The 25674-nt window shown below is 37.3% G+C and carries 33 protein-coding genes; 15 read left to right on the forward strand and 18 right to left on the reverse strand.

Annotation, left to right across the window (positions count from 1 at the left end; all coding sequences use genetic code 11):
• Positions 1 to 29: 29 nt before the first annotated feature.
• From ACJMLD_RS01115 to ACJMLD_RS01175, 13 genes are read right to left on the reverse strand one after another with little or no spacing between them, the layout of a single operon-like run.
• A complete protein-coding gene (locus ACJMLD_RS01115) occupies positions 30 to 422 on the reverse strand; it encodes a DUF1959 family protein (protein ID WP_405267157.1) in 393 nt (130 codons plus the stop codon).
• Positions 423 to 427: 5 nt separating this feature from the next.
• A complete protein-coding gene (locus ACJMLD_RS01120; RefSeq protein ID WP_405267158.1) occupies positions 428 to 733 on the reverse strand; it encodes an energy-converting hydrogenase subunit EhaL family protein in 306 nt (101 codons plus the stop codon).
• Between the two features lie 8 nt (positions 734 to 741).
• The gene (locus ACJMLD_RS01125; RefSeq protein WP_405267160.1) at positions 742 to 996 is read right to left on the reverse strand and encodes a hypothetical protein; all 255 of its coding nucleotides are present in this window, start codon (positions 994 to 996) and stop codon (positions 742 to 744) included.
• A complete protein-coding gene (locus ACJMLD_RS01130; RefSeq protein WP_405267162.1) occupies positions 993 to 1865 on the reverse strand; it encodes a respiratory chain complex I subunit 1 family protein in 873 nt (290 codons plus the stop codon). The genes ACJMLD_RS01125 and ACJMLD_RS01130 overlap by 4 nt, the downstream gene beginning before the upstream one ends.
• A gap of 9 nt (positions 1866 to 1874) precedes the next feature.
• Positions 1875 to 2090, reverse strand: a complete 216-nt coding sequence (locus ACJMLD_RS01135; protein WP_405267164.1) for a DUF788 domain-containing protein — start codon at positions 2088 to 2090, stop codon at positions 1875 to 1877.
• Between the two features lie 9 nt (positions 2091 to 2099).
• On the reverse strand, positions 2100 to 2771 hold the full coding sequence (locus ACJMLD_RS01140) for a hypothetical protein (protein WP_405267166.1): 672 nt from the start codon (positions 2769 to 2771) through the stop codon (positions 2100 to 2102).
• Positions 2772 to 2780: 9 nt separating this feature from the next.
• The gene (locus ACJMLD_RS01145) at positions 2781 to 3476 is read right to left on the reverse strand and encodes an EhaG family protein (RefSeq protein WP_405267167.1); all 696 of its coding nucleotides are present in this window, start codon (positions 3474 to 3476) and stop codon (positions 2781 to 2783) included.
• Positions 3476 to 4069 carry an EhaF family protein gene (locus ACJMLD_RS01150; RefSeq protein ID WP_405267169.1) on the reverse strand — a complete coding sequence of 198 codons (594 nt, stop codon included), beginning with the start codon at positions 4067 to 4069 and terminating at the stop codon, positions 3476 to 3478. The genes ACJMLD_RS01145 and ACJMLD_RS01150 overlap by 1 nt, the downstream gene beginning before the upstream one ends.
• Positions 4066 to 4326: a DUF2107 family protein gene (locus tag ACJMLD_RS01155; RefSeq protein WP_405267171.1), complete on the reverse strand. Its 261-nt coding sequence runs from the start codon at positions 4324 to 4326 to the stop codon at positions 4066 to 4068. Before ACJMLD_RS01155 ends, ACJMLD_RS01150 begins: the two co-directional genes overlap by 4 nt.
• Entirely contained in the window at positions 4319 to 4588 is a 270-nt protein-coding gene (locus ACJMLD_RS01160; protein WP_405267173.1) for a DUF2108 domain-containing protein, read from the reverse strand. The genes ACJMLD_RS01155 and ACJMLD_RS01160 overlap by 8 nt, the downstream gene beginning before the upstream one ends.
• A 6-nt stretch (positions 4589 to 4594) precedes the next feature.
• The gene (locus tag ACJMLD_RS01165; RefSeq protein WP_405267175.1) at positions 4595 to 4843 is read right to left on the reverse strand and encodes a DUF2109 family protein; all 249 of its coding nucleotides are present in this window, start codon (positions 4841 to 4843) and stop codon (positions 4595 to 4597) included.
• 4 nt (positions 4844 to 4847) lie between these two features.
• Positions 4848 to 5345, reverse strand: a complete 498-nt coding sequence (locus tag ACJMLD_RS01170; protein WP_405267177.1) for a hypothetical protein — start codon at positions 5343 to 5345, stop codon at positions 4848 to 4850.
• Positions 5338 to 5727, reverse strand: a complete 390-nt coding sequence (locus ACJMLD_RS01175) for an energy-converting hydrogenase A subunit A EhaA (protein ID WP_405267179.1) — start codon at positions 5725 to 5727, stop codon at positions 5338 to 5340. Before ACJMLD_RS01175 ends, ACJMLD_RS01170 begins: the two co-directional genes overlap by 8 nt.
• Positions 5728 to 5838: 111 nt before the next feature.
• Between ACJMLD_RS01175 and ACJMLD_RS01180 the strand changes: the two genes are divergently transcribed.
• Complete coding sequence (locus tag ACJMLD_RS01180) at positions 5839 to 6771, forward strand: NAD-dependent epimerase/dehydratase family protein (protein WP_405267181.1); 933 nt, start codon at positions 5839 to 5841, stop codon at positions 6769 to 6771.
• An 11-nt stretch (positions 6772 to 6782) separates the two neighbouring features.
• On the opposite strand, the gene ACJMLD_RS01185 is transcribed toward ACJMLD_RS01180, so the two are convergent.
• Positions 6783 to 7154, reverse strand: a complete 372-nt coding sequence (locus ACJMLD_RS01185; RefSeq protein WP_405267183.1) for a hypothetical protein — start codon at positions 7152 to 7154, stop codon at positions 6783 to 6785.
• 215 nt (positions 7155 to 7369) lie between these two features.
• On the opposite strand from ACJMLD_RS01185, the gene ACJMLD_RS01190 reads away from it, so the two are divergent.
• The 7 genes from ACJMLD_RS01190 to gatE are packed head-to-tail and all read left to right on the forward strand — an operon-like array spanning position 7370 to position 15686.
• Positions 7370 to 7930, forward strand: a complete 561-nt coding sequence (locus tag ACJMLD_RS01190; RefSeq protein WP_405267185.1) for a helix-turn-helix domain-containing protein — start codon at positions 7370 to 7372, stop codon at positions 7928 to 7930.
• Between the two features lie 20 nt (positions 7931 to 7950).
• Positions 7951 to 9624: an AMP-binding protein gene (locus ACJMLD_RS01195; RefSeq protein ID WP_405267187.1), complete on the forward strand. Its 1674-nt coding sequence runs from the start codon at positions 7951 to 7953 to the stop codon at positions 9622 to 9624.
• 8 nt (positions 9625 to 9632) lie between these two features.
• Positions 9633 to 9917, forward strand: a complete 285-nt coding sequence (locus ACJMLD_RS01200; protein WP_405267190.1) for a 4Fe-4S dicluster domain-containing protein — start codon at positions 9633 to 9635, stop codon at positions 9915 to 9917.
• Positions 9918 to 11033, forward strand: a complete 1116-nt coding sequence (locus tag ACJMLD_RS01205; protein WP_405267192.1) for a 3-methyl-2-oxobutanoate dehydrogenase subunit VorB — start codon at positions 9918 to 9920, stop codon at positions 11031 to 11033.
• Between the two features lie 13 nt (positions 11034 to 11046).
• Entirely contained in the window at positions 11047 to 12489 is a 1443-nt protein-coding gene (locus ACJMLD_RS01210; RefSeq protein ID WP_405267193.1) for a 2-oxoacid:acceptor oxidoreductase family protein, read from the forward strand.
• A gap of 10 nt (positions 12490 to 12499) precedes the next feature.
• Positions 12500 to 13810, forward strand: coding sequence for a Glu-tRNA(Gln) amidotransferase subunit GatD (gatD, locus tag ACJMLD_RS01215; RefSeq protein WP_405267196.1), 1311 nt, complete (start codon positions 12500 to 12502; stop codon positions 13808 to 13810).
• A 10-nt stretch (positions 13811 to 13820) separates the two neighbouring features.
• Positions 13821 to 15686 carry a Glu-tRNA(Gln) amidotransferase subunit GatE gene (gene gatE, locus ACJMLD_RS01220; protein WP_405267199.1) on the forward strand — a complete coding sequence of 622 codons (1866 nt, stop codon included), beginning with the start codon at positions 13821 to 13823 and terminating at the stop codon, positions 15684 to 15686.
• A gap of 400 nt (positions 15687 to 16086) precedes the next feature.
• On the opposite strand, the gene ACJMLD_RS01225 is transcribed toward gatE, so the two are convergent.
• Positions 16087 to 16599 (reverse strand): hypothetical protein, encoded by a 513-nt coding sequence (locus tag ACJMLD_RS01225; RefSeq protein WP_405267201.1) that lies wholly within the window; start codon positions 16597 to 16599, stop codon positions 16087 to 16089.
• Between the two features lie 112 nt (positions 16600 to 16711).
• Complete coding sequence (locus tag ACJMLD_RS01230; RefSeq protein ID WP_405267203.1) at positions 16712 to 16816, reverse strand: zinc-ribbon domain-containing protein; 105 nt, start codon at positions 16814 to 16816, stop codon at positions 16712 to 16714.
• 202 nt (positions 16817 to 17018) lie between these two features.
• On the opposite strand from ACJMLD_RS01230, the gene ACJMLD_RS01235 reads away from it, so the two are divergent.
• The 7 genes from ACJMLD_RS01235 (at position 17019) to ACJMLD_RS01265 (ending at position 23552) form a co-directional block, all read left to right on the forward strand.
• The gene (locus ACJMLD_RS01235; RefSeq protein ID WP_405267205.1) at positions 17019 to 18311 is read left to right on the forward strand and encodes a dicarboxylate/amino acid:cation symporter; all 1293 of its coding nucleotides are present in this window, start codon (positions 17019 to 17021) and stop codon (positions 18309 to 18311) included.
• A gap of 106 nt (positions 18312 to 18417) precedes the next feature.
• Entirely contained in the window at positions 18418 to 19329 is a 912-nt protein-coding gene (trxB, locus tag ACJMLD_RS01240; RefSeq protein ID WP_405267207.1) for a thioredoxin-disulfide reductase, read from the forward strand.
• 281 nt (positions 19330 to 19610) lie between these two features.
• On the forward strand, positions 19611 to 20174 hold the full coding sequence (locus tag ACJMLD_RS01245; RefSeq protein WP_405267209.1) for a GMP synthase subunit A: 564 nt from the start codon (positions 19611 to 19613) through the stop codon (positions 20172 to 20174).
• A gap of 2 nt (positions 20175 to 20176) precedes the next feature.
• The gene (locus ACJMLD_RS01250; RefSeq protein WP_405267211.1) at positions 20177 to 20434 is read left to right on the forward strand and encodes a hypothetical protein; all 258 of its coding nucleotides are present in this window, start codon (positions 20177 to 20179) and stop codon (positions 20432 to 20434) included.
• 1 nt (position 20435) lies between these two features.
• Positions 20436 to 21362 (forward strand): glutamine-hydrolyzing GMP synthase, encoded by a 927-nt coding sequence (guaA, locus tag ACJMLD_RS01255; protein WP_405267213.1) that lies wholly within the window; start codon positions 20436 to 20438, stop codon positions 21360 to 21362.
• A gap of 53 nt (positions 21363 to 21415) precedes the next feature.
• Positions 21416 to 22588 (forward strand): hypothetical protein, encoded by a 1173-nt coding sequence (locus ACJMLD_RS01260; RefSeq protein ID WP_405267215.1) that lies wholly within the window; start codon positions 21416 to 21418, stop codon positions 22586 to 22588.
• 1 nt (position 22589) lies between these two features.
• Positions 22590 to 23552: a DegT/DnrJ/EryC1/StrS family aminotransferase gene (locus ACJMLD_RS01265; protein WP_405267217.1), complete on the forward strand. Its 963-nt coding sequence runs from the start codon at positions 22590 to 22592 to the stop codon at positions 23550 to 23552.
• Here the strand turns inward: ACJMLD_RS01265 and cgi121 are convergent.
• Complete coding sequence (cgi121, locus tag ACJMLD_RS01270; RefSeq protein ID WP_405267219.1) at positions 23536 to 24021, reverse strand: KEOPS complex subunit Cgi121; 486 nt, start codon at positions 24019 to 24021, stop codon at positions 23536 to 23538. The two genes, ACJMLD_RS01265 and cgi121, sit on opposite strands and share 17 nt — an antisense overlap.
• A 14-nt stretch (positions 24022 to 24035) precedes the next feature.
• Positions 24036 to 25505, reverse strand: a complete 1470-nt coding sequence (locus tag ACJMLD_RS01275) for a (R)-citramalate synthase (RefSeq protein WP_405267221.1) — start codon at positions 25503 to 25505, stop codon at positions 24036 to 24038.
• Between the last annotated feature and the right edge of the window lie 169 nt (positions 25506 to 25674).

A 25674-nucleotide genomic window follows, 5' to 3' on the forward strand; every position in this document is an offset into this window, starting at 1 on the left:
CCTCTTTAATTTTATAAATCATATAAACATTAATACTTAGCTTCCTTTTTTAATAATTCGAATAGTTCTAATTGACCCTCTTTCAGTGCATCCTCATAAGACTTGCCGTTTTTAATCTCTTTTACAAGTTTCATTCTAAGGACTTTTCCATCTTCTCTTGATATTACTTCCAAAGTATCAATGAACCAGCATAATCTCAAATCGGCGTTTAGCTTCTGATATAGGCAAATGTCTTGTGCCGAATCATGTGTTCCATGCAAGGCCTCAAGAGTGCCCAAATCAAACAAACTAAAGAACACATCCTCTAATTCATCAACAGTACAGTCAAAATCCTTGGAAAGTGGAACTATAATATCTCTCTGCCAAGCATAACTTTTAATTATTCTTTTTTGCATTATTCTTAATTTAGTATCCTCATCCATTCCAATCACATCATAGTGCCACATTTTATTCCATATAAACATATTGCAATAATCAAACCTAAAGCAGTTTCCTTTCTACCGTATCCTGGCCTTTCACCCATTACAAATCCGCCAAGGAGAAAACCGATTGCTGCTAAAATCATATTGTCTGAAACAAATGCCAAGCACCATCCGACTATTGCAATTGCAGCCATAGGAATATTGAAGTCAGGCGCGGCAACATATGGCTCGCCATGCTGTTTATAGCTGTAAAGCAAACCTAGAATGGAACCAACAACAAATGCAAGTATATAAATCATATAATTTAACATAATATCTCCTACATCGGTTTATAAAGCAATATAAATGAACAAATTATTGCTATAAATGTTATAATAAAACACAATTTCTCCATACTTTCAATCTTATGTGAAAAGTTGCCTTTAGCACGCAAAACGAAAAATGCTAAGATTATCCCAATAACAACTATTGGTGCAAGGACAACTGAGTGGAATATTGTTGCTAATAATCCAACAATTATTACTCCAATAGCAACTAACGCAGTCAAATAAACAATTACATCTTCACTGTTCATGCTACCACTCCTGTAAATATCATCAATATGGTTCCAAAGAAGCAAATTGCCCCAATGGTAATTTGAGTCATAACTGAATGATTTGGACTTAAAAGAGGGGTTGTCGCATTAATAAATCCAGTAATGAATGTAATCACAATCATTCCAATCAAGTATCCAATCGCATCCAATGGACCGAAGAATATTGTTAAGAATACCCAAAGCAACACATACCATGCAATAGCTTCTGAAAATAGCATGAACCCCCTTAAAACACCAAAGTGTTCAGTTTCAAATCCGGAAATCAAAACCTTATCTTTTGTTATTGCAAATGGGGAATATGGGGACTTTGTAACAATCAACATGAAGAACATTAAAGCTGCAAGCGGAACTGTAAATACTAAAGGACCATGAACTGATTGGTAAATAATGATTTCACCAATATTCATTGTGCCGGTTATTAAATAAACAAGCGCAATAGCTGCAAACAAAGGAAGCTCTGTTGCCGCTGAAAGTACCGCCCTTACACAGCTCAATTTTCCATAAGGGGAACCTGAACTTGATCCCGCATTATGCTCAACAATCTTGTAAACTGCATAAACACCGAACAATATTAATAGTGAATCATGGGCAACCGGACCTACAATTACTCCAACAATCCAAATCAAAGCCAGTATAAACACGATTCCTATATAAAATACCTTTGATACGGTTTTTGGGATTGCAGTTTCCTTAAAGAAGAACTTTAATGAATGTATTAACTGTTGAACTATAGGTGGTCCAGGACGTTTTTGAACACGCGCCATAATTTTTCTATGCAATCCTAGAAGCAGGCTTCCTGCTAGAAATGCAATAATAACTTGAATTAAAATTTCTGCCATTAAATTCATAATACCACTCTAATACCCGGTAAATGGCTCTTTCACCCTCTCTTCTGCATCTTCAGGTTTTGCTTTGGCCATTGTCAATAAACCTAAAGACAAAATCCATAACGGAATACCAAATATGGCCACTGCATAAACAATCCATGCCTCAAAGTCTATCACTAAGCAAGCAATAATGGCCAATGTTAATATTGCAAATAATATTATACACAGATTTTTTTGATTTACCATACTAACCACTTACCACAATACTAATAATAAAATTTCAACAGCTCTTACGATAATAAACAGGGAACTTAAGTGAATAATTACAATGAATGGAGATCCTGCAGTCCTGAACATCTCTGCCTTGCTTGCAAAGAAAGGCGCTACTCCACTTTCACCTAAAATACCCAGCAACATTAATGCTGCACCAAAGACCACCATCGGACTTGCAGGCATTTGAGATAAAACCGCAAGTGATAGGGTACCTGTTGATGCAAGAATGATAGCTGCTCCACCAAATAGCGGCAAACTGCACATCATGGCAATCAAACCATAATTGAATGCTGAATTTAACACGCTAGTCTGTTTAACAGCTGATACGATACCAATATTTAACATACCTACCAAAGCCATGAATAATGTAAAGTTGAACAAATCTCCCGTAATCATTGCTCCAGCAGATGCTATACCACAAAGAACGGATAAGAATCTTCTTTGCTTGAATTCTTTTGGACCTACCTTTACTTCAGTATTATGCAAATAATGCATTGTAGCCTCTATTTGAGTTTCGGGTTTGCTTAATGCAATCAATACTGTAAAACCGAGCAAAACTGCGAAAAGGAACAAGCTAAACGGAGTTAGGTATAGTACAATGTCTCCGAGTGGAATTGTTCCAAGTAAATTTCCTCCAAGTGTAACGAAATCCATACCCATCACCTACTCCTTATCAATGTCCTCTCTCATAAGCAACCCAATCAATCCTACTTTTGAAGCTACTTTCAGTAATAATCCACATGCTGCCAAGAATAGACTTAATAACCAGTATTGAGGAGTTACAAAGAATAATAGGAAACCAATTATCCATAAACACCATGCAATTCCAGAAACACCAGCAATGCCGTCCAACATAAGTACTGGAAGTCCTCTCGCTTTTTTAGACAATGCATATAATACGATTCCTCCACCGGCTACTGCCCCACCTGTAAAACCTGTTAGGAAAATACCATAACCAACCAATACCAACGCAATAAAGTTAGGAGCAGTATTTAATATCTCCATGTTCAATGCAAACGGTTGCGGGAACAATGATGCGGAAGGAGATAGGTTCCTTCTCGGATTATTCTCGATTATACGCATTTCTCTTGTAATCAAAATTTCAGAAATCGCCAAGGTTTCGGCAAGCTCTACTACCAAACCCGGCAAAATTAAAGCTTCCGCAAGGTCGGTTCCGACAGCGGAAACAACAATAATCATGGCAAGGCCGACCAAATCAGTCAATATGAGAATGTGAAGCTCTTCCTTTCTGAGTGCGATTGCCATGGTTCCAATAAAACCAACAATCAAACCAGCATAAATTGCAGGCAAATACATACTTAAAAAGGCATTAGGAACAAAAGCGGGTGCGAATACCATCAGTTATCCCTCCTTAACTGTTTTGATCTGGCTTTTACGTCATTTGCTTTTACTTCATTAGCTACTTTTGTGGAGTCTGAAATAGCTTTCTTAACATCCTGTTTGATTTCGTTTTTATCATTTTTTCTGTTCATTGTATAATTAACAGATAGCCATGAAGCAATAATGAATGACATCATCAAGATTGAAGATTCGAGTATTGTATCGAAACCTCTTGTATAATACAATATTTCATCTATAAGTCCACCAGGAGATGAATAGATTGATGTACCGAAGTACGGGGATATTGAGGATACCCACTGTGCTAACGGTGACATATACCCTGTAATCATACCTAGACTGGCTGCATTATCAGGATATTGGGGATTAATCTCACCCGGCTCGGTTAAGACTTCACCACCCCTATCATAAGGGGCAATGGCCAAACCTTCATCTATTTGCTCCTGAGGAGCGGGCCTTACATATATCTGGTCTGGATTTAAAGCCATAGGGACAATGAATCCAATAATTAAAAGTATTCCTAAAGCGAATGCAAAAAGACGCGGAATATTTTTAGGGTCTGCCAGTTTATTCCATAAAACTCCGATTCTCATACGTCAGCCCCCATTTCTTCCAGACGGATAATAGCTCTAAATAAAATTAAAGTAATAATAACGGTTGTTGCAAGCAATGTCAATAATGCCAAAACATGATTATAACATAATAGAACTAAACAGACACCGATTGAAGCGACTTCAGTATTGAATGTTCTGACAATAGGGTCATTGACGCCAGGTCCCCATGCGGTGGCGATACTTCCTACAATTGCAAGGAAAATTCCAAAGTAAAAGAATAACGGAACGCTAACCATTCAAATCACCACTTGCAATCTTATTTTTTCTGATTTCATTGATTTTCACAATGGATAAGATAAATACCAATGTGGATAACGGACCTGCCAATGCTGCAAACATTGCAACATCCAGATATCTGAATAAAACCATTGTTAAAACAAATCCTGCATCCAGTATTGAAAACATTATGACCTTATCCAGCGGTTTTCTGAGAAATATAATGCCGAATGTTCCGATAAGCATTAAAGCAATTGCGATTATTGATACGAAAGACTCCATTTTTTATCACTCCAAAAGTATCTCATCATCTAGCCTTTTCAAAGTATAGGCAATTGCATTAGCACTGATTGTAGAACATATGAAGAATGCTGCTGCAACAACAAGAGCGAATGGAGTATTTATCACCAATGCTATTATAGCGGATACTCCAAATCCGATGACATTTAAATACAATAGCCTTTCAGCCCTATTTCTTGTTACCAAAGCTCTTAATGCTACGAATATGACTATGATACCAACAATTTCAACATACATATAATCACTCCCTAGCATGCCTATTGAATTTCTTTGCGATTTTACCCAAAACAATGGAAGCCTTTGCCTGATCAATACCCATTATTGTTAAGATTGCAATAACCATTCCAACAATGAACATTTCAGGTGTCATGCCAATAAATGAACAGATAAATATTATGGCAGTTGCTGTTAAACTTCCGCAAGTTCCGGCATATCCCGGATCGGCGCATAATCTATTTCCCATGAAAACGAAGAATGCTGCAATTATCCCACCGGGAATTCCTAAAAGCAAATATCCAATAGAAGCTAATAATGTACCAGCAGATGCGTCCGGAGAACACAAAACGTTTCCTTGGAAGAATCCACCAGCAATATCTCCTCCCCTTTTTTCAATGTCTTTTCCAACTAAGCTGGCCCCTCTAACACCAGGCTGTTCGGGAAGTCCGAAATATGTATCTACAATTACAAAATTCAACCAACAAAGAATTGCGGCAATTATAATTCCAATTACCTCATTCATCTATATCCTCTCCATTATCTTCATTAAGAGGCTTTGGAAATACAAAATCAAATAAATATTTCACAAATAATGCAGATAAAACACCAATAACTACAGCTAAAACTAATCCATTATACATAAATGTATAATTCAAAACTAAAAATATTGAAAAGATACCAATAGCGATTATTGGAGTTGGATATATTGCACTTACATCAAATGAATACCTATATGGTTTGCCAGGTAATAATGGGATTTTTAAAGCTAATGCTACAAGTACTGCAACAATAATAGTTACAATATAAGCCAAAAGAATATCAAATGAACTAATAGTTATATTGCTTAGCCCAAACACATTACCATATGAAGCAAAGAATATGGTACTATCCACCAAATCAAACATATTAAGACTCCTCTTAAATAATAAATATAATAATGAAAATATATAAATATTGTTACTTGAAAATAATTGAATAAAGCTTAATTATAATTTAAATTAATTAATGGTGGCTTAATGAAAAATAAGAATATTCTAATAACCGGTGGATTAGGTTTTATTGGTTCAAACCTTTCTAATAGATTAATAGAGGATAATGAAGTTATTATTGTTGATAATCTTTCCACTGGAAACATTTATAATATAAAAGAACCAGACCACGAGAATTTGACAATCACCCATCAAGACATCCGCAATATTAATTTTGACGAAATTACAGAAGGTATTGATTACATTTTCCATCTTGCAGCAATGGCAAGTGTTCCGCTAAGTGTGATTAGGCCATTTGAATGCAATGAGATAAATGTTGACGGCACCATCAGACTCCTAAAATCAGCAGTTAAGAACAATGTTGAAAAAGTCATATTCTCTTCTTCATCAGCCGTCTACGGCCAAAACGAAAATCTGCCCCTAAAAGAAACAGACCCTCTTATGCCGACATCACCTTACGGCGTATCCAAAGCTAGCTGTGATTTCTATTTGAAATCCTTTTATGATACATATGGCCTGGATTATGTTTCTTTAAGGTATTTTAATGTATTTGGACCAAAACAAAACAAAAGATCAGAATATGCTGCCGTGATTCCGAGTTTCATCAATTCACTTCTTGAAAACAGACAGCCTGTAATCTATGGCGACGGCGAGCAGACTAGGGACTTTGTCTTCATTGACGATGTGGTTGATGCCAACATCAATGCATGCGATTCAAATTTCAATGGAATCGTCAATGTCGCATCAGGTGAGAACATCAGCATAAATGAATTATACGATATTATCAAAACCACTATTGGCAGCGATTTAGAGCCTGAATATCAACGTGAAAGACTCGGAGACATCAAGCACTCACTGGCAGACGTGAGCAATATGGAAAAAATCAATCTAAAAACAGATCCGAAAAAATTCTACGAACAGTTGGATTTTACAATTCAATGGTACAAGATTGAAATTTAAAAAAAAGTAAGTTAGTGGAATCCACATCCACTACAAGTTTCACATTTTTCCTCTTCCATAGGATCGTAAATCTTATCTTCCTGAAGAGTGGCTGATATGAAATATTGGTCGAATTCTTCCTTATTTTTTAAGACAGGTGAAAGTCCTTTGAAGTCACATCTGATATCGCCGGTTCCACCAATATCCACTAAAATCGGTTCGCCTAATTTAAACCTTTTGAAGTATGCTTCAATTTCATCCTTTAAAGCACCAGGCACTCGAAAATTGAAAGATAAAATGTTATTCTCCTTCATTTTCAAACCGACATACTTTTGGTCTATTTCATAATTCAAGCCCAATTGTTTTTTGAAAATAATGTTAGTACCAATCTCATTAGATACCATTTTGTAATCTCCTTGAATAATTACATAAAATTAATAGTTTGAAATATTTAAAACTTTCTTATTTCAATACAAAAATTGCAATCTAAAAAAATCAGAATTGACAAATCTATAACGAATTATCACGATTTTTAATAAGGTTTATATAATTTCAAAATCAAAATTACTATATGTTATAATATTTATTATTATATAGTAAATCAATTAAAAAAAATAAGGTGTTTATTTTGAATGAATACAACAAAGAAATCGGAAACAGAATTAGAGAATTGAGAGAACTTTCAGATATTACAATTAATGAAATTGCATCTGAACTAAACATTACAGAAGAAACATACATTCAATACGAAAACGGAGAAGTAGACATCCCTGCAAGCTTCTTATACGAACTTGCCCATATTTTTAAAGTTGATTTAGGATTATTATTAACAGGTGAAGAAAGCAGAATGAGTATATTTGATGTTACCCGTGCAAACAAGGGAATATCAGTTGACAGAAGCAAGGAGTACACTCACGAAAACCTATGTTCAAAATTCATTCATAAAAAGGCTGAAACATTCCTTGTTGTTGTGGATCCTAAAAAGAATCCGATGCCTTCACTCAATTCACACCCGGGACAGGAATTCAACTATGTCCTTGAAGGTTCATTAAAAATATACATACACAATAACGAAATCATATTAAACGAAGGAGATTGCATCTTCTTTGATTCAGCACACAGACATGCAATGGTAGCGCTTAACGATAAACCGGCTAAATTTTTAGCAGTAATCATATAACATTTACAGGAGTAATTTTAATGACATCATTAATAGAAGATTTTGTAGAAAGAGTTGATTTTGACTCGTATGAAGATTTTTTCAAGAATTTCAAACTTAAATTTGAAGATGACTTTAACTTCGGATTTGATGTGGTCGACAAGTATGCGGAAATAGATCCTGATAAGATAGCTTTAATCTGGACAAATGACGATGACGAAAACCATACATTCACATTCAAGGACATCAAGGAATATTCAAACAGGACCGTTAATTTGCTTAAAAGGATAGGCATTAAAAAAGGCGATAAGGTAATGCTTACCCTAAAAAACAGATACGAATGGTGGTTCTGTATGGTTGCATTGCACAAGCTTGGTGCAATAGCCATTCCTGCAACCCACATGTTAAAGCTTCATGATATTGATTTTAGATTAAGACAAGGTGATGTAAAGGCAATCATTACTGTTGAGGAAGACACATTGCTTCCAGATTATGAAGAAGCTGAAAAAGGACTGAATTGGGATTTGGAAAAGCTTGTAATCGAAACCGACAGGGACGGTTGGATTAACTTCAACAAAGCAATTGCCGAAGAAAGCCCTGTTTATGAAAGGCCAACCGGCGATGAAAACCCAATTGCTGATGAAGTATTCCTAATTTACTTTACATCCGGAACAAGCGGACTTCCAAAAATGGTTGCTCACAAGCATACCTATGCATTAGGCCACATTCCAACCGCAAAATACTGGCAGAATGTTGTGGAAGACGGTGTCCACCACACCGCATCAGATACCGGTTGGGGAAAAGCAGTGTGGGGAAACATTTACGGACAATGGATTTCCGGAACTGCAATATTCATTTACGATTATGTAAGGTTTAATGGAATCAAACTGCTTGAAAGAATTATAGAAAACAAAGTAGATACATTCTGCGCCCCTCCAACTGTTTACAGATTCCTGATTAAAGAAAACATTGAGGGCTATGACTTTTCAAACTTAAAATATGTTGCAACAGCAGGAGAGCCTTTACCTCCAGAAGTATCTGAAAGGTTCTATGATGTTTCTGGTTTGAGAATCAGGGAAGCGTTCGGACAGACCGAAACCACATTATCAATCGGGACATTCATTTGGATAGAACCTAAAATCGGTTCAATAGGCAAGCCTTCACCTCTTTATAAATTAAAATTATTGGATGAAGAGGATAATCCTGTAGAAATTGGTGATGAAGGAGAACTTTGTTTTGATATAACTGAAGGAATTCCGCCAGGATTATTCAAAGAATATGTTAAAGACCCAGTTAAACAGGCAGAGCAAGTTCACGATGGATATTACCATTGCGGAGATACTGCATGGGTGGATGAAGACGGATATGTCCACTTTGTCGGAAGAAATGATGACATCATTAAATCCTCAGGTTACCGTATTGGACCTTACGAAGTGGAAAGCGCAGTATTATCCCACGAAGCAGTTCGCCACTGTGCAATTACCGCTTATCCTGATGAAGTGAGAGGTCAAATTGTAAAAGCGACAATTGTTTTGCAACCTGACTTTGAGCCATCAGATTCATTAACTAAAGACATTCAAAATCATGTTAAAAGAGTTACAGCTCCTTATAAATACCCAAGAATGGTTGAATATGCTGATGAACTTCCAGAAACCATCAGCGGTAAAACAAGGAGAGTTGAAATAAGAGAAAGAGATCAGAAAAAATTTAATTAGATGATATAATGACAGAAGAGATATCTTATCCGGTTATTAATAAAGAAATTTGCAAAGGCTGTATGCGATGTATAGTCGGATGTCCTCAAAATGCAATATTACTTAGTGATGACATGAACAACGCAGGATATCAATTTGCTTATTATAGCGGCGATGGCTGTACAGGATGCAAGGACTGTTACTTCACCTGTCCGGAGCCATTGGCATTAGAAGTACATCAATATAAAAAGATTGTTAACGATTCAGTTGCAAAAATGATTAAAGCCAAAGCGACTAATCAAGGGGGAAAATAAATGAGTAACCAAATGGTAAAAGGAAATACTGCAGTTATCATTGGCGCAATGTATGCTGGTTGTGATTGTTTCTTTGGATACCCAATTACTCCTGCAAGTGAAATCCTGCACGAAGCGTCCAAATACTTCCCTATGGTCGGAAGAAACTTTGTTCAAGCTGAAAGTGAAGAGGCATCAATCAATATGGTTTATGGTGCGTCCGGAACCGGCCACAGAGTCATGACTTCCTCATCAGGACCTGGTATAAGCTTAATGCAGGAAGGATTTACCTTCCTTGCGGGTGCAGAACTTCCTGCCGTGATTGTTGACATCATGAGAGCAGGACCTGGACTTGGAAACATCGGACCTGAACAGGGAGACTATAACCAGATTGTCAAAGGAGGAGGCCATGGAAACTATAAAAACATTGTCTTGGCTCCAAACAGCGTTCAGGAAATGTGTGACCTGACAATGAAGGCATTTGAACTTGCGGACAAATGGAGAAACCCTGTAGTGGTATTGGCAGACGGAACCTTAGGCCAAATGGCTGAACCATTGGTTTTCCCTGAAAAGGCAATTGAGCCAAAAGATGATAAGGATTGGGCCGTTAAGGGAACCAAAGAAACCATGGACAATCTCATCACTTCAATCTTCAATGATTTCAATGATTTGGAGGACTTCAACTTTAAGCTTCAGGAAAAGTATGCTAAAATCGATGCTGAAGAGGTTATTGTTGATGAATACCAAGTTGAAGATGCAGACATCGTTTTGGTTTCATTCGGTATCAGCTCAAGAATTGCAAGATCTGCAGTGGACAAAGCACGTGAAAAAGGAATAAAAGCAGGACTTTTAAGACCTATTACATTATCACCTTTCCCAGTTGACAGAATTAAGGAATTATCTGATAAAGGCGTCAGTTTCATATCCGTTGAAATGAGCAACGGCCAATTACTAGCAGATGTTCAATTTGCAGCATTAAGAAAAGAAAATACTCATTTGGTTAACAGAATGGGCGGTAACTTGATTGAACTGAAACAGATTCTTGCCAAAATTTATGAAATAGCTGGCTTTGATGATGAAGAAATAGACTTATCCAAAAGAAGTGAGGAAAAGGCCAGTCCGAATATAATTGATTAGAGGATGTGGAAAAATGAGTGATAAGGAAAATAAAGATTATGAATTGCAAGTACGTAGAAATCCACAATCCCTTTTAGAAGAATATCCTAGAAAAGGAACCAATATTCAATCTACCCACTACTGTGCCGGTTGTGGACATGGAATTTTACATAAATTGATTGCTGAATGTATGGATGAGCTTGGAATCCAAGAGAGATGCGTAATGATTTCTCCTGTAGGATGCTCAGTATATGCATATTTCTACTTCAACTGCGGAAACTTCCAGACTGCTCACGGAAGGGCACCTGCAGTTGCTACAGGCATTTCAAGAGCACAGGACAATGCCATTGTAATGAGCTATCAGGGAGACGGAGACTTGGCTTCAATCGGTTTGAATGAAACCCTTCAGGCCGCAAACCGTGGAGAAAAAATTGCAGTATTTTTCGTGAACAACACCGTCTACGGAATGACCGGAGGACAGATGGCTCCGACAACATTGATTGGAGAAAAGACAGTCACATGCCAAACCGGAAGGGATCCGAACTTCACCGGACACCCTACACACATGTGCGAATTAATCAATACCTTGAAAGCACCGGTGTTCATTGAAAGGGTCTCCCTTGCAAATCCATTGAAAATCAGACTTGCAAAATATGCAATCAAACAGGCACTGACCGTTCAAAAGGAAGGAAAAGGATACTCATTCGTTGAAGTGCTGTCCCCTTGCCCTACAAACCTAAAGCAGGATGTTGCAAGTGCTCAGAAATTCATTGAAGAACAGATGGAAAAGGAATTCCCTGTCAAAAACTTCAGAAATAACCTATACACCAAAGAACCTGTCGAAAGACCTGTAAGTGACTTTTCAACCGAGTCATTGGATAAGATTTTCAATGTCAGCAGAGACGATGATTCAGGCTATGTCGATGATGAAAGCATCACACCGACAAGCATCAAGGTTTCAGGATTCGGAGGTCAGGGCGTTTTGAGTGCTGGACTTACCATCGCTCAGGCCGCATGTGCTGAAGGAAAGCATGTTTCATGGTATCCAAGCTACGGACCGGAACAGAGAGGTGGAAAATCAAACTGTTCTGTTGTGATTTCCAATGAAACCATTGGAACACCTGTAGTTGATGACATTGACATTCTCATTGCTTTAAACAAGCCATCATTAGAACAGTTCTCAGAAGATGTGAAAGATGGCGGAGTAATACTTTACGATTCTAAAATCGGCGATTTTGAAACTGACAGAGACATTAAGGTCATTGCGATGCCTTGTGTGGATATTGCAGAAGAGCATGGAAATGCAAGAACTGCAAACACTGCACTTTTAGGTGCATTGACTGAATTGACTGATGTTTTAAAACGCGAATCCTACGAAAACGCCATTCGCGAAATGTTTGCATCCAAACCTAAGGTTATTGGCGTAAACATTGACGTTCTCGAAGCCGGAGCAGAATGGTTGAAAAACAATTCTTGAGTGTGATTTAATGACATATAAGGAAAATGCTCAAAAATATATAGAAAATTACGGTTTTGGTATAGGAGATACCATCAAAGTCCATAAAGAGGACATTTCCTATACTGGTATCCTGCTTGACAGGCCGGAAGATGCCGATGACGGATACCTTGTAATCAAACTATCAAGTGGATATAACATTGGCGTTGCTATTGAAAATACAACAGCAGAACTCATCAAAAAGGGCACACAGCCTAAAATCGGTTATGATGAAACTGAAATTCCTCATGATGAATCTAAACAGAACATCTCAATTGTTTCAACTGGAGGTACAGTGTCTTCCGTTATCGATTACAGGACTGGTGCAGTGCACCCGAAGTTTACCGCTTCAGATCTTGTAAAAGCCAATCCAGAATTATTGGACTATGCAAACTACAATGTGAAAGCATTGTATAACATTTTAAGTGAAGACATGAAACCAGAATACTGGGTCAAGGCTGCAGAAGAGATAGCAAATGAAATTTCACAAGGCAGCGATGGTGTTGTAATAGCACACGGTACCGATACAATGCACTATACTTCAGCTGCATTAAGCTTTATGCTGAAAACACCGGTACCAATCATTATTACTGGCGCTCAGAGAAGTTCAGACAGACCTTCAAGCGATGCTAACATTAACTTAATTGATTCTGTGATTGCTGCAAAATCAGACATTGCGGAAGTCTGTGTTTGTATGCATGGAAGTTTAAATGATGAGTACACTTACTTGCACAAAGGAACAAAGGTAAGGAAAATGCATACTTCAAGAAGGGATACCTTCAGAAGCATCAACGCACAGCCAATAGCTAAAATCCAGAATAAAAAAGTCAACATAAATCCTGAGTATAATTACACAAAAAGAGGAGAAAATGAACTTGAATTAAATGCCACTATTGAAGATAAGGTTGGATTTATTAAAAGCTTCCCAGGCATTTCAAAAGAATACATCGAATATCACATTGATAAAGGATATAAAGGTCTTGTCATTGAGGGAACCGGTCTTGGACATGTGCCAAATGACTTGATTGACTCCTTCAAAAGAGCGCAGGATGAAAATATCCCTGTTATCATGACTTCACAGTGCCTTTATGGCAGAGTGAATATGAACGTTTACTCAACAGGACGTAACATCATTGATGCAGGAGTGATTTCCGGTATTGACATGACTCCAGAAACAACATATGTCAAATTATGCTGGGCATTAGGTCAAAGTGATGATTACAACGAAGTAAAAGAAATTATGCAGACAAACATTGCAGGTGAATTTGGACAAAGATCCACAATCAAGGATTTCTTAAATTAAGGTGGTTATGATGGATTACGAAAAATTAGGATTAAAAATGGGAATTGAAATTCACCAACAATTAAACAGTGAGCATAAATTGTTCTGTCCATGTAAAACAGAGCTTGTTGATGATGATTTTGATGAATTGATTCAAAGGAAATTAAGGCCAACCCAATCAGAGCTAGGTGAAATCGATCGTGCTGCTTTACAAGAGTCCTTAAGAGGATTAAACTTCAAATATGAAAACTTTGAAAAACACACATGTCTTGTTGAAAATGATGATGAACCACCTCACAGCCTAAATGAAGAAGCTTTAGACATCTGCATTACAATCGCGTGCTTAATGAATATGCATATCGTTGATGAATTCCATACAATGAGAAAACAGGTAATTGACGGAAGTAACACCGGAGGATTCCAGAGAACCGGTATGGTTGCAACCGACGGATACCTGGACACACCATACGGAAGAGTTGTCATTGAAAGCCTTGGCCTTGAGGAAGATGCTGCAAGAAGAATCGAAACCAAAGACGGATTTACCGAATTCAGATTGGACAGATTAGGTATCCCACTTGCTGAAATTACAACAGACCCTTCAATGCACCATCCAGATCAAGTGAGGGAAGTTGCATATATGCTCGGCCAGATCTTAAGAAGCACTAACGTTAAAAGAGGTCTTGGAACAATCAGGCAGGACTTGAACATTTCAATTGCCGAAGGCGCTCGTGTGGAAATCAAAGGTGTGCAGGACTTGGACTTGATGGCTGAAATCGTGAACCGTGAAGTCACAAGACAATTGGAATTGATTGACATCAAAAAGGAGCTTCAAAACAGAAATGCTGAAGTATTGGATGAAATCCATGATTTAGATGAATTGCTCGAGGATACCGAATCCAAAATCCTGAAATCAGCTGAAACCATTAAAGCTGTTGTATTGAAAGGATATGACGGATTGATTGGCCGTGAAGTGCAGCCGGGCAGAAGATTCGGTACTGAAATTGCAAGCTATGCCAAAAAACGTGGCGTTGCAGGCATTTTCCACTCAGACGAATTGCCTGCTTACGGAATTACCCAAGATGAAGTTGACAAAATTAATGATTTCCTGAATATTGGAGAGGAAGATGCATTCATCATTGTTGCGCATGATGAGGACATTGCGATTTCCGCTTTAGAAGAGGTCAAAAGAAGAGCATCCCTAGGTTTGGAAGGTGTTGTTGAGGAGACCCGTAAGGCATTGGATGATGGAAATACCGAATACATGAGACCGCTACCGACTGCAAACAGGATGTATCTTGAAACCGATATCCCCTTATTCAAAATCACTTCCGATAGAATCGAACCTATCGCAAGCAACTTGCCTGAATTGCCTGACGTCAAACAGGCCAGAATCATTGAGGAATACAAGTTAAGTGAAGATTTGGCAACACAGCTTGTCAAAAGGCAGGAAGCCGACATGTTTGAAGACATTTTAGCTAGTGTTGATGTGGATGCAACACCAGTAGCATCACTTCTTGCATATGACCTCAGAGAAATCAAAAGGGAAGGCTATGACGTCAATGTTCTGACTTTAGATCACTTCAAAGGCATCTTTACTTTATTATCTGAAGGCAAAATCGCAAAGGACAGCGTACGTAAATTGGCGGTTGAAACAATCAAGACTCCTGATGTCGACATTACCGAAATTGCTGAGAAGAGCAACCTGACCATGCTTAGCGAAGATGATGTTCACAAAATCATTGCAGAAATTGTTCAAAACAATGAAGGAATGGTAAAGGAACGTCAAATGGGAGCCATGGGTCCTTTAATGGGAATGTGCATGAAACAGCTTAAAGGAAAAGCTGACGGAGGAATGGTCAACAAAATCGTGCGCGAAGAGATTCAAAAATTAATTTAGGAACATCATATTCCTAAATCTCTCTTTTTTTATAAATGCTAAAAATTTAGGTTTGCCTAAAAAAATGGAAAGCTTTATATACTATCATGACAAACTAATTAATAGAGATGAAATTTAGGTTTACCTAAAAATCTCACATTATTAGTCAAATAATAATACACTCTCCAAATTTAGAATTCGTGTTGAATTAGATTTTTCACAATTTCTCTAATTTGATACAAGTCTTGTAATTAAGACATGCAAAAAATGTCTAATTTGTAATACTTTATTCCCAAAATAGTATTACAAAAACAAGTCGAAGGAAAAATTAAAAATCTGCCAAATTATAATTTTCCTCAAATGAAACACTGGTGTTTAACAAGCTATTAAACACCATAAATGTCTTTTTTTAAAAAAATAATTATTTCTCTTCTATCAACTTCATATTGTCAGTATCCAATAGATAAACTTTATCTCCACTGTAAAGACGAATCTCATCCTCATAAAGACTAACAGAAATCTTTTCGATATTTAAATCTTTAATCAGATTTTTAAAATCATTATTTTCTTTTAATTTTCTATAATCACAGCTGATTGAATCCCTCTTGATTCCTATAGTGCCTCCGAATTGGTCTGTTGCAACAATTCTCAAAGTATAGTATGGAGTTTTTCTTAAAAAAATATATTCCGTATAGGTATCCTTAACGTCAAGGTCTTCCAATTCTACCTTATAGTACTTGGAAATCTTTTCAAGAAGTTCCTCGCGTCTTTTTTCATTTAATGTAAAATCATCAAAATAATTCTCTTCATAATCAGACATTCGTGAATCGCCTCTAGAGCCATAATCGTCACTCCAGGACAAATGAGCTCCACAATGGCTGCAATATGGATCTCCTTCCATTATTATCGAACCGCAATCAGGACATGTTGGCATAATATCATCTTCTAATAATTTATTTCTCTCATAAATAAGATTTAATCTATCATTTGTATCATTTCAATAGTTGTTTAAACCACTTCGAAGTTAATGCATCTTGCTGCATTAATCAGTCATCCCATTCATCACCATCAAAATCGGGATCATAGCCGCAATTTTCACAGTAAGGTTCATTGTCCTCAAGCACTGAACCGCAGCGAGGACATGTTTTCATATTACCACCTTCAAACCAATTAAATCCATATTACTCCAAAATCAGAAAAAGCAGCAAAAACTATATGGGAACACAAGGCCATTTTTCAATAGGGGACTGCTTATTCTACATGATTCATATTTAATAATATCAGTTCAAAATATATAACATTTTATTAATCACCGGCAACATATATCATACCATAAAAAACAGAGGGAAAGCGATGACAAGTAAACTAAAAAGTATTAGTCTCAGTAATTGGATTTTAATTGGGATGATTTTAGGTTTCATTGTTGGTTTATTTCTAAACTTTTTTGTTACTGACCCGTTTATCAAAGACATAATATTGATTGATAATGTCTTTTACTTGGGTGGAACCTTATTTATCAGATTAATGAAGATGCTGGTCGTGCCGCTGGTATTCTTTTCAATCATAGTCGGTGCGGCATCAATTTCAGATATCAGAAAGATCGGTACCATCGGCGGACGGACAATATTGATATATCTTATAACAACCGCATTGGCGGTTACAATTGCGCTCGGATTAGGTGCTTTAATCCAGCCTGGTGCCGGATTGAATATGGTTGCAAGCACAGACGTGTCAAACGTCACTCTCAACCAGACAATGACAGACACCATCTTGAATATGGTTCCGGACAATCCGTTCAGCTCTTTAGCTAGTGGGGATATGCTACCGGTCATCATATTTGGACTGCTTATAGGCATAATCCTGGCCAAACTAAAAGAGGAAGTGGCAATCGTAACCAAGTTTTTCGAGGAGTCAAACCGAATCATGATGGAACTGACATCACTCATCATGAAATTCGCACCTATCGGTGTGTTCTGTCTTATGGCAAAAACCTTTGCAGGTTTAGGGTTTGACGGCTTGCTGCCTCTGGCCAAATACATAATATGCGTTCTCATAGGCCTTGCAGTACAGGCATTCATAGTCTATCCGTCACTGCTTGTGCTGTTTACAAGACTGAACCCTATCAGATTCTTCAAGAAGTTCGTATCTGTAATGTTCTTTGCATTTTCATCATCAACATCCAATGCGACAATACCTATCAACATGGAAAAGGTATCCGAAATGGGAGTTTCATCAGAAATCTCCTCATTCACAATCCCATTGGGTGCAACAATCAACATGGACGGAACCGCCATCATGCAGGGCTGTGCCGTTATGTTTGCTGCACAGGCATATGGTATGGACATAACAATGGCGGGACTCCTTACAGTAATTTTCACCGCAGTTATGGCTTCAATAGGAACAGCAGGTGTTCCTTCAGTAGGACTTGTTACCCTAACCATGGTATTCAATTCAGTAGGCCTGCCGGTTGAGGCAATCGGTTTAATCTTCGGAATAGACCATATCCTGGACATGTTCAGAACTGCAGTAAACGTTACCGGAGACGCAATCTGTACATTGATCGTTTCATTCCAAAACAAAGCGCTGGATATTGACGTCTTTAACGGCAAGAAAGCTGCAAAAACGATTGGAATTGACTATCAATAGAAATATGCATCCTTTGGATGCATAACCTTTTTCTTTTTTTTACAGCAATAAACATTACAAAATCTTTTAATATCATTTAAACAATAAGATAATTTGAGGTTTTAAGATGAATCAATATGACATAATTATAATTGGCGCCGGCCCTGGGGGTTTGACAGCCGGAATCTATGCAGGTCGGCAGGGAACTAAAAATCTGATAATTGACAAAGACCTTGCAGGAGGATTGGGCCGTGAAGTTCCCGCAATGGAAAACTATCCCGGTTTTGACAGCATTTCAGGCATGGAATTGATTGAAAAAATAAAAGAGCAAGCAATCAAAAACTGCGATCTGCACGAAATGGAAGAGGTAACCGAAATTACGAAAACAGATGCTGAATACAGATTTACCGTTGAGACAGATAAAGATGAATATCAGTCCAAAACCGTTATTCTTGCAACTGGAAGCTCACACAGACAATTGGGTGCAAAAGGCGAAGATGAATTCAAGGGAAAAGGCGTAAGCTACTGCGCAACCTGTGATGGATTTTTCTTTGCTGGTCGCGATATCATCATGGTGGGCGGAGGAAACAGCGCCCTTCAGGAAGCGCTATACCTCAAAAACCTTGGAGCCAACGTCACCATAGTCCACAGAAGAGATGAATTCAGAGCCCAAAAGCATTTGCAGGACATGATTAAAGAAGCCGAAATCAATACCATTCTAAATGCTACAGTTGATGAAATAAAAGGCGAGATGCTTGTCGAATCAGTGGTTCTGAAAGATACACAAACTGGCGAACTGACAGAACTGCCGATAAATGGCGTTTTCGTGAGCGTAGGCTATATTCCACACACTGAATTGGCAAATCAGCTAGGAGTCCAATTAGACGAATCAGGACACATAATCACTGATAAGAATCAGAAAACAAATATCGATTATGTATATGCCATTGGTGATGTTTGTGTTGGCTTAAAGCAATGGGTTGTGGCATGCGGAGAAGGTGCAGTGGCTGCAACTTCTGCATTTACCGACATTCAGTAGTTATAACGTTCTTGTAGGAAAATATAGATAAAGAATGCTATAAGCAATACTACAATTACTGGCAATAACCACATGAATAGTTTAAGCAATACTACCGCAATTAGAATAGCGGCAATTACAAATATTAAATCTCTAAGTTCCATGTAACATTTGTTTATAAGATGTCATATATAAACTTTAAGAGATTTTTTTAATTTCCTTTTTTTAAACGATAATTAACAAAAACATATAATAAATAAAAAAACCAAAAATAATATCATTATATTTTAATGGAGCATAAAATGACAATTTTAGTAATCAACAATAAAGGCCAATACAATCATAGAATTCAAAGAAGTTTGCAATACCTGAATATTCCATCCGAACTTGTTTCAAATACATTGACAGTCGATGAGATTGAAGCCAAAAACCCTATTGGGTTGATTTTGGGTGGAGGACCTTCCCTGGAAGGTGCAGGATTAAGCGAAGAATACATCAAGCACTTTGACATTCCGATTTTAGGAATCTGTCTTGGCCATCAATTGATTGCTAAAGCCTATGGTGGAGAAGTGACCACTTCAGATACTGAAAGTTATGCTCAAGTTAAAATAAACATTAATAATGATGAAAGCTTATTTGAAGGATTGGCTCCTGAAATGGATGTTTGGTCTTCACATAAGGATGAAGTGAAAACAATCCCTGAGGAATTTGAAATCCTGGCTAGTTCAAATTTATGTGATGTTGAATCCTTTAAACATAAGGATAAGGATGTATTTGGAATTCAATTCCACCCTGAAGTACATCATACTCCAAAAGGATCAGTTATTTTTGAAAATTTCTATAAAATCTGTCAAAAAAAGGTGTAACAATGATTGATAATGCTGAAGATTTAAAAAACAAAGCTGTTGAAAACAAAGCTGGTTTAAAAAGACAATTTGTCAATATCCCAATTGGTGATGAAGAATACGGATTTAGAATTTCCGGAATTGGAGAAAAATCCGTGAAGATTGAAAAATTCATCAAATATGAGGACATATATGAAGCGATTGAATCCGGCAATGACACCGGACTCGAAGCTATGATCAAACAAATTATTGAAGATTACGAGGAAGAGGATGAGGAATAAAATGTTAAGCCCAAAAGAATTTATTGACGATGCAATCCAAAAAATCAAAGACCAAATCGGTGATGAAAAAGCAATCATCGCATTATCCGGTGGAGTTGACAGTTCAGTCTGTTCTGTTCTTGTTCAAGAAGCTATCGGAGATAATTTAACTGCAGTTTTTGTTGACCATGGTCTTTTAAGAGAAGGAGAAGTCGAACAGGTAACAAATACTTTCAAAGACAGATTAAACTTCAAATTTGTGGATGCATCAGATGAATTTATGGATGCTCTTGCAGGCGTTGAAGACCCGGAAGAGAAAAGGAAAATCATCGGAAAAGTATTCATTGATGTCTTTGAAAGAGAAGCCATTAAAGCAGACGCTAAATTCTTGGTGCAAGGAACCATTGCTCCTGATTGGATTGAAACCGATGGTGAAATCAAATCTCACCACAACATTGCTCTTCCAAGCGGAATGGAATTGGAATTATGTGAACCAATCCGTGACTTATACAAAGATGAAGTAAGAGAAATCGGTGACGAGCTCGACTTGCCGGCAACCACAGTCTACAGACAGCCTTTCCCAGGACCTGGCCTTGGAGTTCGTGTCGTTGGAGCCCTTACAAGAGAAAATGTTGAAATCTGTAGAAAAGCAAATAAAATCGTTTGTGATGAAGTTGAAGCTGCAGGCCTTGATAAGGATGTATGGCAATACTTTGCTGTCTTAACTAACACCAAAGCCACAGGTGTTAAAGGAGATCAAAGAGACTTCGGATATTTGGTTGTTGTCAGAATCGTCAACTCAATTGATGCTATGACCGCATCCGTTGCTGAACTTCCTTGGGATCTTATCAAAACAATTTCCCAAAGAATCACCTCAGAAGTTTCCGAAGTTACACATGTCGCTTTATCCATAAGTGACAAGCCACCTGCAACCATCGAATTCTGTTAAATACTATTTTAACCAATAGTATTTTTCTTTACTTTTTTTAAATCAAGATTAAAATGAAAACAACTAAAAATGCCTACCTTGCCAAACTAACAGAACAAATCCAGATGAAGTCTGTTAAGGTTGGAAAAAACCTTGAAGGAACAACCCCACCATCAGTTTTTATTGGAAGATGGTCCTATCCTAAAGTGTATGCCGGACCGATGATGAGTACGCAAATGGGAGATACCCACATCATGGACTCGCCGGAAGACTGGATTGGGCAGAACAAGACACAGGAAGAAATCATCAATTACAGGATGGGCCTTGTAAGAGGCAAGCAATTGATTAAAATTGATGATTTGGAAAATCCTTTCGTTGAAAAGCTTCAGGACATTTCGCTTGCATCCACATCAATAGACAGCGAAGCCACATTCGGTAGAAGACCTACCGGATCCATGCTTACTGAAGACAGCATGCCCCACGGCCCAAGCGCAGTGATTGAAAGCTTTGATATCGATGCGGTAAGATGGGACAGGCAGCTTGAAAAGACATTCTATGATACCGACCTGAAAGCAGTGGATGCAGTCGTTAATCTCCACAACAAGGATGTCCCTTTCTCAGCAATGCAAAAAGCGTTTTCGGTTGGAGCCATCGGAACCAAAAACAAGAGAAGGCTTGTTCCAACACGCTGGTCAATTACTGCATGTGATTCAACATTGGCGGACGAATTTCTAAAAGAGGTCAGGAAATTTGACAGATTAGATACCTATAGGGTATTTGAATTCGGAGCGCTGAACAATTATTATGTAATCATTTTAACACCAACTGAATGGCAATATGAATGGTATGAAGCATTTATTAGATTAATGAAAAACGAAGAGCTAATATTTTCAGATTATGAAACAAACGGCGGTAAAAAAGAGTATTCCCGAGTGGGAGGATGTTATTATACTGCAAAAATGGCCGTCCTTGATTACTTAATGAAAATCAAAAAGCAATCAGGATTGATTATATTGAGAGAAGCCTATGACGGATATGTTCCATTAGGCGTTTTCAACGTGAGGGAAAACATTAAGGAGGCCATGATGCGACCTTATCTTGAATTTGAAACCTTAGAGAACTGTTTGGAATATGCAGGAACAAAGTTAAGAATACCAATCAATAGATATGTAAAGCAAGGAACTCTATTGAATGAAATGCTTCACACAAAACAGACCACCCTGGACATGTACTTTAAAAGAGGATAATATGTTTAAATTTAAAGAACCTTCTCAAGAAACAAGAGAAATAATGTCTAAAGTCGCATTAGGTGAAATTGCTAACATTGACTTTGAGCAAAGTGCTATTGATAAAATTAGAAGCCTAACAAATCACAGTGAAGTCAAAATAACATCCAGTGGAAACAACAGCATTTTTATCGCACTTTCATCCGTAGAAGGCGACATCATCATTCCAGACCAGGGAGGCTGGCATGGATTCAAACAGATTGCAAAATTCCTAAATAAAAATATAATCACATTGAAAACTGATTTAGGCATTATCAATACTGATTATCTGGATGAACTGGAGATTAATGATAAATCAGCACTAATTTTTACCAGCTTTGCGGGATACACCGCGGAGCAGGACACAAAAGCCATTTCAAAATACTGCAAATCCAACAGCATCACAACAATTGAAGATGCATCAGCCGGAATCGGCGACAGCGAAAAAAAGTTAGGTAACGGAAAATATTCCGATATAATACTTGCATCAACAGGTTCGCCAAAAATAATCAACGTTGGAAGCGGAGGATTTATCTCAACAGATGATGAAGAAATTCTTAAGGCAACATCACTTCCCCAAAAATTGAGCAAAACATCAGATATTATATGCAGTGGTATAGATAGCGAACTTGATAATGTTAAAGAAAACCTGGAACTTGCATTAAATGCAACATGCTATCTAAAAAAATGCATACCCTCTGCAATACATGCAAATAAAAGAGGAGTTAATATAATCATACCTCATGAAGATGCAAAGTCAATCAGTTGGAACTTGAAAAAATCATTGCCAACAGATAAAAGCGGATTCGTAACAACCTGTCCTAATTATAATCGGGTAAAACAAAAAGCGATAGCGATTGAAGTGAAAAATCTTGATTATTCCTGCCTTAAAAAGGAATACCTGGATAAAATACTTGAAGAATTAAAAATCAATAATCTACAGTGAGTTTCGTAATTCTATCAATGATAATGTCTTCAACAGACATGTTTTTGACTTCTTCATCATTTATTTTATAAATTTTCATCAGGTTTTCAACATCAGCAACCAACACACTTTCATCGGGAGTAAATATAGAAGATAACTTTGAAGTGTAATCCTGACAGTTAATTAAAACTGCACACAAATTCATGTCCCCTTCTTTTAGACCCAATAAATTAAAGGCTTTTGAGATTTGCCTTTGGGCAGAACATCTGAGAACAATTTCAACACTTAAATCCTTAGCCAAATTTTCACCACGCTCAAATGCAAGAAATGCCTGGTTGACACCATGGATTACATGATCTTTGGAAGCTATTGAATCAGCATTTAGGAGTTGGATAATCTCATCATTCTCCTTAATATCATTAATTAAGTCAAGCGTTTCACCGACAGAATCAATAGTGGCTTTAAAACCTAAAATTTGAATGTTGTCCATGTGCATCATAACACCTAATCTCTTAATAATCTATTTACTCCGGCAATGTAAGCCTTTACACTGGCATTGATAATATCTGGTTCGGTACCACGAGCGGAAACTACCTTATCGCCTTTTTGTAATTTAATGATTACATCAATAAATGCATCGGTACCTCCAGTGATAGCATCTACGTGGTATTCGATTAAATCAACATCACTGAACATGTCCAATGTTTTCAAAGCATTGATTGCAGCATCAACCGGACCTACACCCACGCCTGCATTGAGAATTTCCTCATCATCGATTGTTATCTTAACAGATGCAGTAGGCATGACCTTGTTTCCGGAGACAATTGTCAATTCATCAAGCTTGAGCCTGTCTTCATGGTTAATCTCTAAAACATTGTCTGCAATTGCCTGAAGGTCTACATCAGTAACAGTTTTGCCTTTATCGGCCAAATCCTTAATGTCATTGCAGATTTGTTGAAGTTGAGATTTGTTGACGTTCAATCCCAATTCCTTAAGCCTGTTATCCAAACCATGAGTGCCCATGTGCTTGCCTATCACAAACTTGCGTTTTCTTCCAACAAGTTCAGGTGTCATTGGCTCATAGGTAGCGGAATTCTTAATTATTCCATCAGAATGGATTCCTGATTCATGAGCAAATGCATTCTCTCCAACAATTGCCTTATTAGGCTGAATATAAACACCGGTTGTTCTTGCAACAAGCTTAGAAATATCGTAAATTTCATGAATTTTAATATTGGTAGAAAATTCCGGCAATAATCTATTGATGCTGACAACACATTCTTCAAAAGAGGTATTTCCAGCCCTTTCACCAATACCGTTTATTGTAGAGTGAAATTCAGATGCTCCTCCCTTTAATGCAGATAATGTATTTGCAACGGCAAGGCCAAAGTCATTATGGCAATGAACAGCAATTGGAACTTCAATATCATTCAGTTTATTGAATAAGTCAAAAGACGTATCAGGTGTTAAAATACCCACCGTATCGCATACACAAATCCTATCTACATCATGTTCAATTGCATTAACAAAAACTGATTTTAAAAAATCAACATCGCTTCTGGAAGCATCTTCGGCTGACAATTCAACAATCAAACCGTGGTCCTTACAATAATCAACAGCACTATTAGACATCTCAATTAAATCTTCACGGGTTGTTTTCAACTTATCAAAAACATGCAAATCAGAAGTTGGAACAACAAGATTGACTCCGTCAACGTCACAATCTAGGCAATAATCAATATCGCCTGTTAGTGGCCTTGAAAAACTTAATATTTCAGCGTCGAATCCCTGTTGGGTGATGCCTTTAATAGATTCTCTTTCACCTTCGGAAGTAATTGCAGAACCCGCTTCAATAAAATCCACGCCGATTTCATCCAACTTTGTTGCAATTCTCAACTTTTCCAAAGGAGTTAAAGAGACTCCTGGAGTCTGTTCTCCATCACGTAATGTAGTGTCTAATACTTTTATATTCAAAAAATCACCTGAAAATTATGCAATACGGGTATTAAGCTATAAAATAAAAACAGTCAAAAAAAGTAAGTTATAATTGTAATAGAAGGCTTGCAGCGAAATGAAATTCCCATAGAAAACCATAGTACACAAACAAAACACAAAAGGACTTCACTACTGGGATCGAAACGAG

Source organism: Methanobrevibacter sp., assembly GCF_045112895.1.
In the GTDB taxonomy this organism is placed as follows: Archaea; Methanobacteriota; Methanobacteria; order Methanobacteriales; family Methanobacteriaceae; genus Methanocatella.